11 protein-coding genes are annotated in these 11,606 nt (G+C 62.5%); 8 read left to right on the top strand and 3 right to left on the bottom strand.

Features of this window, described 5'->3' with window-relative positions; all coding sequences use genetic code 11:
* Nucleotides 1-132: 132 nt before the first annotated feature.
* Together QB898_RS04755 and QB898_RS04760 are read left to right on the top strand one after the other, a co-directional pair.
* Nucleotides 133-558, top strand: coding sequence for a cupin domain-containing protein (locus QB898_RS04755; RefSeq protein ID WP_050714941.1), 426 nt, complete (start codon nucleotides 133-135; stop codon nucleotides 556-558).
* A gap of 122 nt (nucleotides 559-680) precedes the next feature.
* Nucleotides 681-2,702 (top strand): TonB-dependent receptor domain-containing protein, encoded by a 2,022-nt coding sequence (locus QB898_RS04760; protein WP_279524018.1) that lies wholly within the window; start codon nucleotides 681-683, stop codon nucleotides 2,700-2,702.
* A gap of 258 nt (nucleotides 2,703-2,960) precedes the next feature.
* Here the strand turns inward: QB898_RS04760 and QB898_RS04765 are convergent, their stop codons facing one another.
* On the bottom strand, nucleotides 2,961-3,242 hold the full coding sequence (locus tag QB898_RS04765; protein ID WP_279524019.1) for a hypothetical protein: 282 nt from the start codon (nucleotides 3,240-3,242) through the stop codon (nucleotides 2,961-2,963).
* 34 nt (nucleotides 3,243-3,276) lie between these two features.
* Between QB898_RS04765 and QB898_RS04770 the strand changes: the two genes are divergently transcribed.
* Together QB898_RS04770 and prmC are read left to right on the top strand one after the other, a co-directional pair.
* Nucleotides 3,277-3,699 carry a hypothetical protein gene (locus QB898_RS04770; protein WP_279524020.1) on the top strand — a complete coding sequence of 141 codons (423 nt, stop codon included), beginning with the start codon at nucleotides 3,277-3,279 and terminating at the stop codon, nucleotides 3,697-3,699.
* A gap of 198 nt (nucleotides 3,700-3,897) precedes the next feature.
* Nucleotides 3,898-4,782, top strand: a complete 885-nt coding sequence (prmC, locus tag QB898_RS04775; protein WP_279524021.1) for a peptide chain release factor N(5)-glutamine methyltransferase — start codon at nucleotides 3,898-3,900, stop codon at nucleotides 4,780-4,782.
* 566 nt (nucleotides 4,783-5,348) lie between these two features.
* Here the strand turns inward: prmC and QB898_RS04780 are convergent.
* Nucleotides 5,349-5,699 carry a hypothetical protein gene (locus QB898_RS04780; RefSeq protein WP_279524080.1) on the bottom strand — a complete coding sequence of 117 codons (351 nt, stop codon included), beginning with the start codon at nucleotides 5,697-5,699 and terminating at the stop codon, nucleotides 5,349-5,351.
* Between QB898_RS04780 and QB898_RS04785 the strand changes: the two genes are divergently transcribed.
* The 4 genes from QB898_RS04785 to QB898_RS04800 all read left to right on the top strand — a co-directional run bounded on the left by QB898_RS04785 (nucleotide 5,698) and on the right by QB898_RS04800 (nucleotide 10,407).
* Nucleotides 5,698-7,686, top strand: coding sequence for a TonB-dependent receptor domain-containing protein (locus tag QB898_RS04785; RefSeq protein ID WP_279524077.1), 1,989 nt, complete (start codon nucleotides 5,698-5,700; stop codon nucleotides 7,684-7,686). The genes QB898_RS04780 and QB898_RS04785 overlap by 2 nt on opposite strands.
* A gap of 218 nt (nucleotides 7,687-7,904) precedes the next feature.
* Nucleotides 7,905-8,696 (top strand): HAD-IIB family hydrolase, encoded by a 792-nt coding sequence (locus QB898_RS04790; protein ID WP_050716397.1) that lies wholly within the window; start codon nucleotides 7,905-7,907, stop codon nucleotides 8,694-8,696.
* A gap of 214 nt (nucleotides 8,697-8,910) precedes the next feature.
* Entirely contained in the window at nucleotides 8,911-9,897 is a 987-nt protein-coding gene (locus QB898_RS04795) for a M23 family metallopeptidase (RefSeq protein ID WP_102283757.1), read from the top strand.
* Between the two features lie 87 nt (nucleotides 9,898-9,984).
* On the top strand, nucleotides 9,985-10,407 hold the full coding sequence (locus tag QB898_RS04800; protein WP_050714947.1) for a bactofilin family protein: 423 nt from the start codon (nucleotides 9,985-9,987) through the stop codon (nucleotides 10,405-10,407).
* Nucleotides 10,408-10,818: 411 nt separating this feature from the next.
* On the opposite strand, the gene rpe is transcribed toward QB898_RS04800, so the two are convergent.
* Nucleotides 10,819-11,502 (bottom strand): ribulose-phosphate 3-epimerase, encoded by a 684-nt coding sequence (rpe, locus tag QB898_RS04805; protein WP_279524022.1) that lies wholly within the window; start codon nucleotides 11,500-11,502, stop codon nucleotides 10,819-10,821.
* Nucleotides 11,503-11,606: the final 104 nt, after the last annotated feature.

The following is an 11,606-nucleotide window of genomic DNA, read 5'->3' on the forward strand; positions in this document are numbered from 1 at the left end:
TTTCGATAGCAACGAATCCAGCAACCACGGGCGCAAGCGGCGAATCGGCTTTCTGGCATTGACGAAACGCAACAAGAAGAAATCTGGTTTGCAATACCATTTACAGCTCATCTCTTATAGAGGAGTTGCAAGATGAAACCTTTTCAGACCATTGCCCAATCCATCGGCCTGGCGGCTCTGCTGGCTTTTGGCGCAGCCGCGCAAGCGGCGGATGTGGCGCTCACCCCGAATGAAATGGCGTTCAAGGACGGCCGCGCCGTGCTGGACGACAACAGCGAATTCACCACCAAAACCATCCGCGTCACCATCGAGCCGAACAAGAAGCTGGAGCCGCACGGCCCGAAAGAAGGCTATTTCTTCGTGACCGTCATCAGCGGCACGCTGGAGCTGGGCTTTGGCAAGACGTATGACGAGGCCAAGCTCAAAACCCTGCCGCCCGGCAGCATCTTCACCCACCCGGCCGGGCAGCTGCACTTCGCCAAAACGGGCAAAGACCCCGTGGTGCTGCAAATCACCGTGATCAAGCCCAAGGGCAGCGCCGACAAAAGCGAGCACTGAGCCAGCAGGCGCATTTCCCGCTGTTTCACACGCCATTCGTTTCTTCCTTTCGTTCTTCCGGCTGCCCTCCTCATCGGGACGGGCGGCCTTTTTTCCGCCCAATAGCTGTCATGAGAGCTGTCATGAAACCTTTCATCCCGCACCCGCACGCCCTGGCTGCCGCCTCGGCGCTGGCCCTGGCCGCGCTGTGCACCAGCGCCGCCGCGCAAACATCCGCTTCCAGCGCGCCCAAGAAAGACAAGGCAGACCCCGCGCTGCCAGCCGTGCTCGTCACGGACAAGCAGGAGACCATCGCCGGCCAGGTCAGCGTGGACACGCGCGCTCCCGCCGTGGCCCCGCGCATGACCGACGGCGCTTCGCTGCTCAAGGAAATTCCCAACATGGGCGTGGTGCGCAAGGGCCAGCAGGCGGGCGATCCGGTCTTTCGCGGCCTGGGCGGCTCGCGCCTGGCCATCACCGCCAATGACCAGTTCCTCTACGGCGGCTGCGGCATCCGCATGGACACGCCCACTTCCTACATCAACCCGCAGGCGTATGACGAACTCGTCGTCACCAAAGGCCCGCAAACCGTGCTCAAAGGCCCCGGCCTGGTGGCTGGCGCGGTGGAGTTCGTGCGCCACCCGCGCGTGTACGACAAATTCAGCACCGAGTTCGACGGCGCCCTGTCGTTGGGCAGCTTTGGCTATGTAGACGCTTTTGGCGACTTCGCCGCAGGCAACCCCCTCGTTTCCCTGCGTGCCATCGCCACGCGGGGCAGAAGCGACGACTACAAAGACGGCGACGGCAACGAAGTGCGCTCCTGGTACACGCGCAAGAGCGGCTCGCTCAACCTGGCCGTCACGCCCACCCGCCATTTGCGCTTTGAACTCTTTGCCGACGCCAACCGCAGCAAGGCCAAATTCGCCAGCCTGCAACTGGACTCGGGCAAGACCGACCGCAACTCCTATGGCGCCAAAGCCGAAATCAGCGACATCAACCCCTTGCTGCAAAAGCTCAGTTTCGAAACCGGCTACAGCCACCAGGACATCATCATGGGCCGCCAGTTCCGGGGCCTGCTGGCGGGCGGCAATCCGGACCGCATCACCCGCAACGCCAAGGCCAGCGCCGAACTCGCCTGGGGCGCCAACCGCACCACGGCCGGCCTGGACTGGTACGCCGACGAGCACCGCGCCCGCCGCGCCTACACCAACCTGGCCCGCAGCCGCAGTGAAACCTCCAACAACATCGGCGTCTTCCTTGAAAACCGCATGAACCTGGGCGAAGACCGCGCCTGGGTCGCCGGCCTGCGCCGCGACCGCACACGCGCCACCACCTACCCCGGCTTCTGGTACGGGCCAAACGCCAAACAGCGCAAAAACCGCTACAACCTCACGGCCGCCTTCACCCGCTTTGAATTCGGCCCGCGTCCCTGGCATCACTACGTGGGCCTGGGCTACACCCAGCGCGCCCCCGACTTCTGGGAACGCAACCGCAACCGCGACATCAAGCCCGAAAAAAGCCTCCAGCTTGATGTGGGCACCCGCTATACCGAAGGCAACTTGCGCCTGAGCGGCTCGGCCTTCATCAACCGCATCAATGACTACATCCTCATCTACAAGGACAACCCGCGCCTCAACGACCTGGCGGCCAATTCCTTTGCCCGCAACATCAGCGCCATGCGCTACGGCTTTGAAGCCAGCGCCGACTACGCGCTGCCCGCCAACTTCAAAGTGGGCGGCGACCTGGCCTGGACCTGGGGCCGCAACCAGACCGACCACCGCCCCCTGGGGCAAATCCCCCCGCTGGAGCTGCGCCTGCGCGCCGGCTACGAAACCCAGCAGGCATCGCTCATCGGCGTGATGCGCGCCGCCGCGCGGCAAAACCGCGTCAGCGTGGGCGACGGCAACGTCAATGGCGTAGACATCGCTCCCACCCCCGGCTTTGCCGTCTTTGGCGTGCACGGCCACTGGCGTTTCAACCAGCACGCCCGGCTGAACTTCGGCATCGACAACATCTTTGACCGCACCTACGCCGAGCACCTCACCAAAGCCGTGCAAACGCCCGAGTTCTACAACGGCCTGGGCCTGAACCCCAACGCCGGCTCCACCACCCGCATCAACGAACCCGGCCGCTCCTTCTGGGTGCGGCTGGACATCAAGTTCTGAACCCGCAGGCGGCGAAAAATCAAGGGGCAGAATTTGCTCCTTGGTTCATAGCAAACTTTCCCGTAGAAGCTGCGACAAGGCCCGTTTGACGGGCTTTTTTTCGCTCCTTTTTGTGGATTCCCTGCAATCAGTCTCTCATCACCGGCAATCCTGAATCTGGTGCCGGCCAGCGCCTGCCAGCCTGCCTGGAAATGGTGTGCAATGCTTTATGGTGCGAAACGGACAAGGCCGAACTTGGACGATGCCCTAGATTTTTGTTCACACGACAGAGAAAATGCCGGAGAAGCCCAGTTTTTTTGATGATGAAAAGGCCATGGCAAAAAGTACCAATATTGCCTCCAATATCAACCAGAAAATAATCCGCGCAGCGGTCGAAAAATAGCCGCCAACCGTGAAGGCCAGAGCTTTTCGATTATGGGCGGGGTCTGCCGGGCAAAACGTATTCCAGCAATGAAAACTGGCAGAAAACCATTGACTGGCAATATCAACGGAGCGAAGAAAACAGGACGGACAGATGACAACCAGAAGATGCATGGTCATGGCTTTCTGCCTTATGGGGTTGCATGGCTGTGACATGACGAATATGGAAACCAATCCTGGAAGCGCCGAAATGAAAGTGGCAAAAACTGGCGATGGAAAAATCCGGAACGAGCTTGACCCCATCGTCAAGCGTTTTCCCATGCTGAAAAACGCAAAATCCATCCAATGGACGAGCGGGGTAATGGGAGATCCGGCCATGCCGGGGCCGTCCCTTTACTGGATAGATGCAGTGATCCGGCCAGACGCTGGATTGCTTGAAAAAATCAGCCAACTGGAAGGCCTTGCCCATGCACAGCCGCCGGGTGACACGCACCCGGCCATCCAGCGCCTGATCCCTGAAGGGCGCTATCAGACATCTCCGGAGCTTGACGGACTTTTCACACATGGAACATGGCTGTGCCATGCCTACTTCGAGCCGTCACAAAACCTTGTGCTGCTGCTTGCCAAGGGGCAATAGCAGAGCAAAAGCAGAGCCAGTGTGCAGAGCAAAAATCGAAACCATGAAACGGGCTGATTTGGGCTGATCCTCCTGAGCAAGCGCACGCGTTGGATGCCGTGCTGATTGCCGCGCCGGGTTCGGCCAAGAACAATCGCTCCGCAAACCATGCGGCGGCTGGCGAGCACAGCGGGCCGCCCCACCGCATCATCCACGCCCATGCCCACTCCACTTCCCGCCACACTGGCCCAGGCCCTGGCCCAAGCCGCCGCCAGCGGCCTGCCGCGCCCGGAAGCGCACATGCTGCTGCTGCACGCGCTGGGCCGCCCCGCGCACGAGCGCGCCTGGCTGCTGGCGCACGACAGTGACGCACTGCCCGCAGAGCAGGCCCGCCGCTTCGCCAGCCTGTGCCAGCGCCGCGCGGCGGGCGAGCCAGTGGCCTACCTCACGGGCCGCAAAGCGTTCTACGGACTAGAGCTGCAAGTGGACGCGCGCGTTCTCGACCCGCGTGACGACACCGAAACACTGGTGGACTGGGCGCTTTCGCTCCTGCCAGCCCAAACCCCTTCCCGCCCCTTGCGCGCGCTGGACCTGGGCACGGGCAGCGGCGCCATCGCCCTGGCCCTGGCCAGCCAGCGCCCGCAAGCCGACATCTGGGCCAGCGACGCCAGCGCTGACGCCCTGGCCGTGGCCGCCGCCAACGCCCAGCGCCTGGCCCTGCGCCTGAACCTGCGGCAAGGCGACTGGCTGCGCGCCGTGGCTGACGCGCCCGCGTTTGACCTCATCGTCAGCAACCCCCCCTACATCGCCGAGGGCGACGCCCACCTGCCCGCGCTGGCGCACGAGCCGCGCCTGGCCCTGACCAGCGGCGCGGATGGGCTGGACGCCATCCGCGCCATCATCCACGCCATCGCCCGCGCCGCGCCCGCGCGCGCCCATCTGCGCCCCGGCGGCTGGCTGCTGCTGGAGCACGGCCACAACCAGGCCCCCGCCGTGCGTGCGCTGCTGGCCGCCGCAGGCTTTGCCCGCGTGCAATCGCGCCGCGACCTGGCAGGCATCGAGCGATGCAGCGGCGGGCAATGGCCAGGCAACAAGCCGTCATGAGCGCGAAACGCAGCGGGCGGCTGATTGCCGCCAGGCGCGGGCCGGACGGCTCAAGCAAGTCTTTCAGCTGAGCAAAGCCTGCCCGGCCGCCTCAAAAACAGGAGCAAATTTAAGCAGTCAGAATACCTGCTCTGCGCTTATTTCACTAGGACAGTGTGCTATGAATAAAAGAGTTATAGAAGCCTCTCCTCGCCGCTTATTCAATGCAGCACCTCTCACTGCCCGCTCTTTCTCTTTCCACGGCCCCAAACTGCAGGAAATGCGGCACAGCGGCAACCCGTGTTCGCACTCTTTGCGCCAAGGCTTGGGGCGATGATGGGATATGGGACGGAATTCCAGAAACGGCAGCAACCGCAAAAACCGCGTCAGAACCCGGCTTCGGAAAGCGATGCGCGCAGCGGTTTGCTGTTGCAGCGCCCGCCTCGGAAAAGCGCAGTCTCGGGCGTTCGTGGGCGTTGCAATCCTTGAAAGGCCCATTTCGGTCGGCGCCATGCCTGAAAACTGAAAATCTGGAATAGCCGCGCCGAAAATCTGCCATTCATCCGTCGTTATTCATCCGCCGCTATTTATCCGCCGCTTTCGTGCTGCCGCTCACGCGGCCCCATCGGTTTGATGTTTATCAATCCGGCTGCGAGGCAATTCTTTACAATTGCGTCAAAAAAGCTGCCAGCCGAGCGGCTATCCACGATGAAAACCGCGTCAGGCCCCTGCGTTTCATGGGGCCGTTTTTTCATTGGTGGATTTCTGATGCGCTCCCTCCATTCTCCTTTCTGGCGTTTTTCCGCCTTGGCCTGCGGCATTTTTCTTTTGTTGGGCCAGGCTGCTGCGCAGCAGGCGCAGCAGGCGCAGCGGACGCAGGAAAAAGACAAAGAAAAAGTCCCGAACCTGCCTGAAGTCACCGTCACGGGCACCAGCATGGCGACGGATTTGCAGACTTATCCCGGTTCCGTTTCCGTCGTGACAGAACAGCAACTGGAGGCGGCCAGCACGCCCATTGACGCGCTAAGCAGCGTGCCCGGCGTTTCAATTGGCGATGACTTCGGGCGAGGCCTGGGACAGTCCTTCCATATTCGCGGCTTTGGCTACCAGTCAGAAAACCGCATCATCATCATGCAAGACGGCGTGCGGCGCTCGCTGAGCATGTTTTCCAACCATATTTCCTCATTCCGCTCCGACCCTGATTTGCTCAAGCGCGTGGAAGTGGTTAAAGGCGCTTCATCCATTCAATATGGCGGCGGCGCGATTGGCGGCGTGGTGGACATGGGCATGAAAACCGCCGAAGATTTTGTGCCGGAAGGCAAGGACAGGGGTTTTGCCGCCAAGTTGCGTTATGAGCACAACAATTACCGCGAAGGCTATTTGGCCGGAGCTTTTGCGCCCAAGGACCAGCCTTTTGAATTCATGGCCTATGGCAAGAAAGGCAGGCGCGGCGATCAGGAAATGTCGCGTGTTTGGGGCCATATCAACGGTCAGCCCGCCCGCAAGGTGCCCACGGACGAAGACACAACGGTGGCCTATCTGCAAGGTGGCTTCAAAATCACGCCGGAGCAGAAAATTTCGCTTTCCTATTTTGATTACGGAATGGATGTGGCTACCGTCTGGCAAAATCTGTGGCACAGTAATTACAGCGAAAGAACAGGCCCTGTCATTGGAAAGCTCAAGCAGCAGGACTGGGTGGCCAAATACACATTCAAGCCCATTGCCAATCCGTGGGTTGATTTGACGGCCACAGCATTCCACTCCAAGGGCAGCTATGATCGGCATTATGAACTTCTGCCTATCCAATATGAAAATGAAGACAAGCGCTACGGATTCCGCGTCAAAAATCTCTCCCATTTCGAGACTGGGCGCATCCAGCACCGCTTGCTGCTGGGCGTTGATTATGAGAAGCGCAATGAAGATGCAATGATGCTCAATGACGGTGAGCTGAGTGATTTTGGCTCCATGCCCAATACCTATAACGACACGGGCGTTTATGGCCACATTGAGTCATCGTTTCTGAATGGCGGCGTGATTCTCCAGCTAGGCGGGCGTTATGACCGTTTCGAGCGCAAAGTAGCCAAGCATCAGTATTCGGCCAAGAAATCACATTTTTCTCCGCGCGTAGGCGTTAGCGTGCGTGTGGCGGACGGCTTTTATCTACTCGGCAACTGGGCGGAGGCTTTTCGAGCGCCCACGCCGCATGAAACGCATAGCAACGGGCCGCTGAATCCGCATTATTGGTATCTTCCAAATTACGAGCTGAAACCTGAAACCGCGCGCGAAACGGAAATCGGTTTCTCATGGACGAAAAACGGACTGTGGGCGGCCAATGATTCACTGGAAACCAAGCTGATGCTGTTCAGCGGCCGCGTCAAGAACCTGATTTCGCTGGAACTCGTGCGCCCGAATGAAAAGCCGCCGGAAAGCGAGTCGTATGCCATGTATCTGAATACAGACAGCGTCAAGCGACACGGCCTTGAATGGACAGGCACATATCAACAAGCCTGGGGCAATGTGGGGCTGGGCTATTCGCGCATCCGCCAGACCGACCGCGCCACGGGGCGCAACGTGCCTGGCGCTTTCGCCGACAAGCTCAACCTGCACGGTCACTGGCAGGCGGCGCCGGGCCTGCTGCTGGGCCTGAATGTGAACCATTGGTTCAAGCCCAAGCAGAACCCGGAATCCTTCGTGTCGCAAGGCCGGCGCTACTGGTATGTGCGCAAGGCGTTCACCGTTGTCGATCTGGATGCGCGCTGGCAGCCGCGCCCCTGGGCAAGCGGCCCCTTCGGGCGCGACATGGAAGTGACGTTCGGCATCAAGAACGTGTTTGATGCTTCCTACATGAACGCCTTTGTTGCTGAAACATCCCAGCGCGTGGGCAAGGGCCGCAATATCTATGTGGGCTTGAGCACCCGCTTCTGACGCACAGCCCGGCTGCTTTGCAGGCCGTCCGGCGCTCCCTGTCCAGGGCTGCCGGGCGGCCTGTTTCTGCTTCTATAAAAAGAGCAACCTTTCAAGTCTCTACCAGGACATCAGCTGATTTGAGCGCCTTGAATCCGCTCCTGTTTCAGAAGCAATCTGCGCCCATTTACACGCTGGCGATATGCTGCGCGCCTTTTGCCGCCTGGCCCTTGCCCATGATGATTGCCCTGAACCAGCTGCCCCCCGGCGCGTGGCGCCACGTGCGGGGCGTGCTGACCGATATTGACGACACGCTGACGACCGATGGCGCCATCACGCCCGATGCGCTGGCTGCGCTTGAGGCGCTGCGGGCGGCGGGGCTGCCGGTCATTGCCATCACGGGCCGCCCGGCGGGCTGGAGCGAGCCGTTCGCTCGCACGTGGCCGCTGAGCGCCATCGTGGCGGAAAACGGCGCGGTGGCGCTGGCGCGGCAGGGCGGCGCGCTGCGCAAGTGGTATTTCGAGCCGGATGCCGCGCGCCGCCAGGCCAATTACGCGCGCCTGCAAGCGGTGGCCGCGCGCGTGCTGCGCGAAGTGCCGCTGGCGCGGCTGGCGCAAGACAGCGCGGGGCGCGAGACGGACATTGCCATTGACCACGGCGAGTTCACGCATCTGCCGCCCGCCGCCATTGAGCAGGCCGCCGCGCTGATGCGGGCCGAGGGGTTGACGGCCACGGTCAGCAGCATTCACATCAATGGCTGGATTGGCGGGCATGACAAGCTGGCCGGGGCGCACTGGATCGTGCAGCTGCTGCTGGGCCGCCGCCTGGCGGATGAAATGGCGCACTGGGTGTACGTGGGCGATTCCACGAACGACCAGCGCATGTTCCAGCACTTTCCCAACAGCGTGGGCGTGGCCAACGTGGCGCGCTTTGCGCCGCACATGGAGCACTTGCCGCGCTACGTGGCGCAGGGCGAGCGCGGCGCGGGCTTCGCGCAGGCGGCGCAGGCAGTGCTGCAAGGGCGCGGCTGACCATGCCGGAGGCGGCGGGCAGGCTCCATGCGCATGCAAGATGCGCCCAGATGCGCGCGCAAGAGCGGGCCGCCCGGCTCTTTTCATGTGCGCTGACACGGTTTTATGTGCAGTAAAACCATTTGTCACACAAGGTACACTTGGCCGTTTGCGACCAGGAATTGATTGCGGATTGCCATGAAGGTGGGCAATCCATTGTTGAACGTTACAGGCCATGACTCATCGCTCCACGGTTCTCATCGTCACCCCCGAGCAGACGCGCTCGGTGGAAGTCAATACGCGCCTGCTGCTGTCCATGCGTCCGCTGCTGATGGGGCTGGGCGCCGTCATCGTGGCCTTGCTGGGCGCGCTGGCCGCCATCGGCTGGGGCTACTGGGGCCAGCGGCAGGCGCAAAGCGAGCGCCATCAGCAGGCGCAGGTTGAACATCAGCAGTTGCTGGAAGAACGCGCCCGCGAAATCGAGGCGCTGCGCCAGCAGCTGGAGCAGGCGCGGGACACCCAGTCCGCCGAAATGGCCGCCAAGGCCGCCGAGGTGGACGCCAAGCTGGCCGAGCTGAAAAAGTCCGAGCACATGCTGGCCGAACTGCGCGAATACCTGAAAGCGCGCGGCGTGAACGTCAAGCCTGTCTCCGTCGAGCCGCCCAGGGGCAAGCCCAACAAGGCGGCGGGCGGCCCCGTTTCAAGCCGCGAAGTGCGCCAGGCCCCTGGCCGCCAGGCGGCGGTGGAAGACGCGGGCGACTTGCTGCAAGTGCTGCAATCCGTGCCGCTGGGCATGCCGCACAACGGCCCCATCAGCTCTCGTTTCGGCAACCGCTCCAACCCTTTCACGGGAAAAGGCAGCGAATTCCACGGCGGGCTGGACCTGAAGGGCAGCACGGGCCAGCCCATCCGCGTCACGGCCAAAGGCAAGGTCCACTTCGCGGGCGTGCAGTCCGGCTACGGCAATGTCGTGATGGTGGACCATGCGCACGGCTACAGCACTGTTTATGCCCACCTCTCCAAAATCAGCGTGAAAGCCGGGCAGCACGTGGAAGCGGGCAGCGTCATCGGCCAGCTGGGTTCCACGGGCCGCTCCACCGGCCCGCACCTGCATTACGAGGTGCAGAGCAAGGGCCAGCGCATTGACCCGGAGCAGTTCCTCTCGCTCAACGCGCCCGTCAGAAAGCAGCTTGAAAAGCCCGCCTCCGAGGCCGTGCCCTGAAGCGGCGGCCCCGCCTTTTTCCAGCCGCTCATCCCAGTCTGTTTTTCCCGCCCTTTCCTTTTTTCTCCCAAGCAAGGCAGCAGCATCATGTTCGGTTCCGGCAAAGACAAAAACACCCCCGCGCCTTTCAGCGCCAGCAAGCAGATTGACACCGTGATTGCCGAGCAGTGCACGCTCGAAGGCGATCTCACGGCGCAAAACTCCATCAAGCTCGATGGCCGCATCCACGGCACGCTGCGTTGCGAGGGCAGCGCCGTCATTGGCGAGACGGGGCTGGTCAAAGGCGATGTCTATGCCTCCGATCTGCTGGTGCTGGGCCGGCTCGAAGGCAACGTTCACGCAGGCCGCCTGCATTTGCAGTCCACCGCGCAAATTCAGGGCAACATCGAAGCCGAAACCCTGCAAGTGGACCCGGGCGCGCGCTATCAGGGCAGCGTCACCATGCGTGTTCCCAACGCCGCCTCCACGCCCCTGCTGCCTGGCAGCGAGAGCGCCACGGCCAAGGCGTGAGCGGCCACCGCATTCTTCGCCAGCGCCCTCCGGGGCGCTTTTTCATGCCCGCCGCCTGCCAATCTGCCCGCAAGGCCTCTCGCACAAGACGGGCGCAAGGAATAAGAACCGGCTCGAAGCCTGCCCGTGAGTGCAAAAAGCGCAGCCCCGGGCGCTTTGCCGCGTTTCAGCTCCAAAGGTTTCAGCTCCGGCTCCGGCGGCCCGCTCTGGCGCGCCCGTGCTACAGGAAGGAGCCTGCCAGGCCATATCAAAACAGGAGCAAATTCAGGCCACCAGAAATGCCGTCTTGCGCAAATTCCACTAGGACCTCATGCTATGAATAAAAGAGCGAAACAAGGCCGCGCAGGCTGCAAGGCGCAGGCCGCCCGGAGCCGCGCTTTTTGCACTCACGGGCAGGCTTTGGGCCGGTTTTCAGGCCAGTGCCTGGCGCATGGCGGCGATGGTTTGGGCGTAGTCGCTCTGGCCGAAGATGGCGCTGCCAGCCACGAAGGTGTCGGCCCCGGCGTTGGCCACGCGGCGGATGTTGGCGGGCTTGATGCCGCCATCGACTTGCAGGCGGATGTCGCGGCCTGATTGCTCGATGCGGCGGCGCGCCTGTTCGGTTTTGCGCAGGGCGCTGTCGATGAAGCTCTGGCCGCCAAAGCCGGGATTGACGCTCATGATGAGGATGAGGTCGATGTCGTCAATCAGCCAGTCGAGCACGTCCAGCGGGGTGGCGGGGTTGAAGGCCAGGCCGGGGCGGCAGCCTGCGGCGCGGATGGCCTGCACGCTGCGGTGCGGGTGGGCGCTGGCTTCGGGGTGGAAGCTGATGGTGGCCGCGCCCGCCCGGGCAAAGGCGGCGGCCAGCGCGTCCACGGGCTGCACCATCAGATGCACGTCGATGGGGGCGCTTTGGCCGTCTGGCAGGCGGGCGTGGGGGCGCAGGGCTTCGCAGATCATGGGGCCGAAGGTGAGATTGGGCACGTAGTGGTTGTCCATGACGTCGAAGTGAATCCAGTCGGCGCCGGCGGCCAGCACGTTGCGCACTTCTTCGCCCAGGCGGGCGAAGTCGGCGGAGAGGATGGAAGGGGCGATGAAGTGGCGGGGCGCGGTCATGCGAAGCAGGGCGGGTTGCGGAAGCGGCGGATGAGGCTGCGGGTGAAACCGTGGCCGAAAGGGCCAGTGAAAGGGGCGCATTGTCGCGCCGCTACCATCGTTGC

Origin of the sequence: Ottowia cancrivicina, from assembly GCF_029813755.1 — a bacterium.
GTDB classification, from domain to species: Bacteria; Pseudomonadota; Gammaproteobacteria; order Burkholderiales; family Burkholderiaceae_C; genus Ottowia; species Ottowia massiliensis.

Bases quoted from the DNA above. Each gene is read 5' to 3' on its own strand.
- QB898_RS04755 (WP_050714941.1), top strand. From the start codon at position 133: ATGAAACCTTTTCAGACCATTGCCCAATCCATCGGCCTGGCGGCTCTG.
- QB898_RS04760 (WP_279524018.1), top strand. From the start codon at position 681: ATGAAACCTTTCATCCCGCACCCGCACGCCCTGGCTGCCGCCTCGGCG.
- QB898_RS04765 (WP_279524019.1), bottom strand. From the start codon at position 3,242: ATGACCATGCATCTTCTGGTTGTCATCTGTCCGTCCTGTTTTCTTCGC.
- QB898_RS04770 (WP_279524020.1), top strand. From the start codon at position 3,277: ATGACGAATATGGAAACCAATCCTGGAAGCGCCGAAATGAAAGTGGCA.
- prmC (WP_279524021.1), top strand. From the start codon at position 3,898: ATGCCCACTCCACTTCCCGCCACACTGGCCCAGGCCCTGGCCCAAGCC.
- QB898_RS04785 (WP_279524077.1), top strand. From the start codon at position 5,698: ATGGCGACGGATTTGCAGACTTATCCCGGTTCCGTTTCCGTCGTGACA.
- QB898_RS04780 (WP_279524080.1), bottom strand. From the start codon at position 5,699: ATGCTGGTGCCCGTGACGGTGACTTCAGGCAGGTTCGGGACTTTTTCT.
- QB898_RS04790 (WP_050716397.1), top strand. From the start codon at position 7,905: ATGATTGCCCTGAACCAGCTGCCCCCCGGCGCGTGGCGCCACGTGCGG.
- QB898_RS04795 (WP_102283757.1), top strand. From the start codon at position 8,911: ATGACTCATCGCTCCACGGTTCTCATCGTCACCCCCGAGCAGACGCGC.
- QB898_RS04800 (WP_050714947.1), top strand. From the start codon at position 9,985: ATGTTCGGTTCCGGCAAAGACAAAAACACCCCCGCGCCTTTCAGCGCC.
- rpe (WP_279524022.1), bottom strand. From the start codon at position 11,502: ATGACCGCGCCCCGCCACTTCATCGCCCCTTCCATCCTCTCCGCCGAC.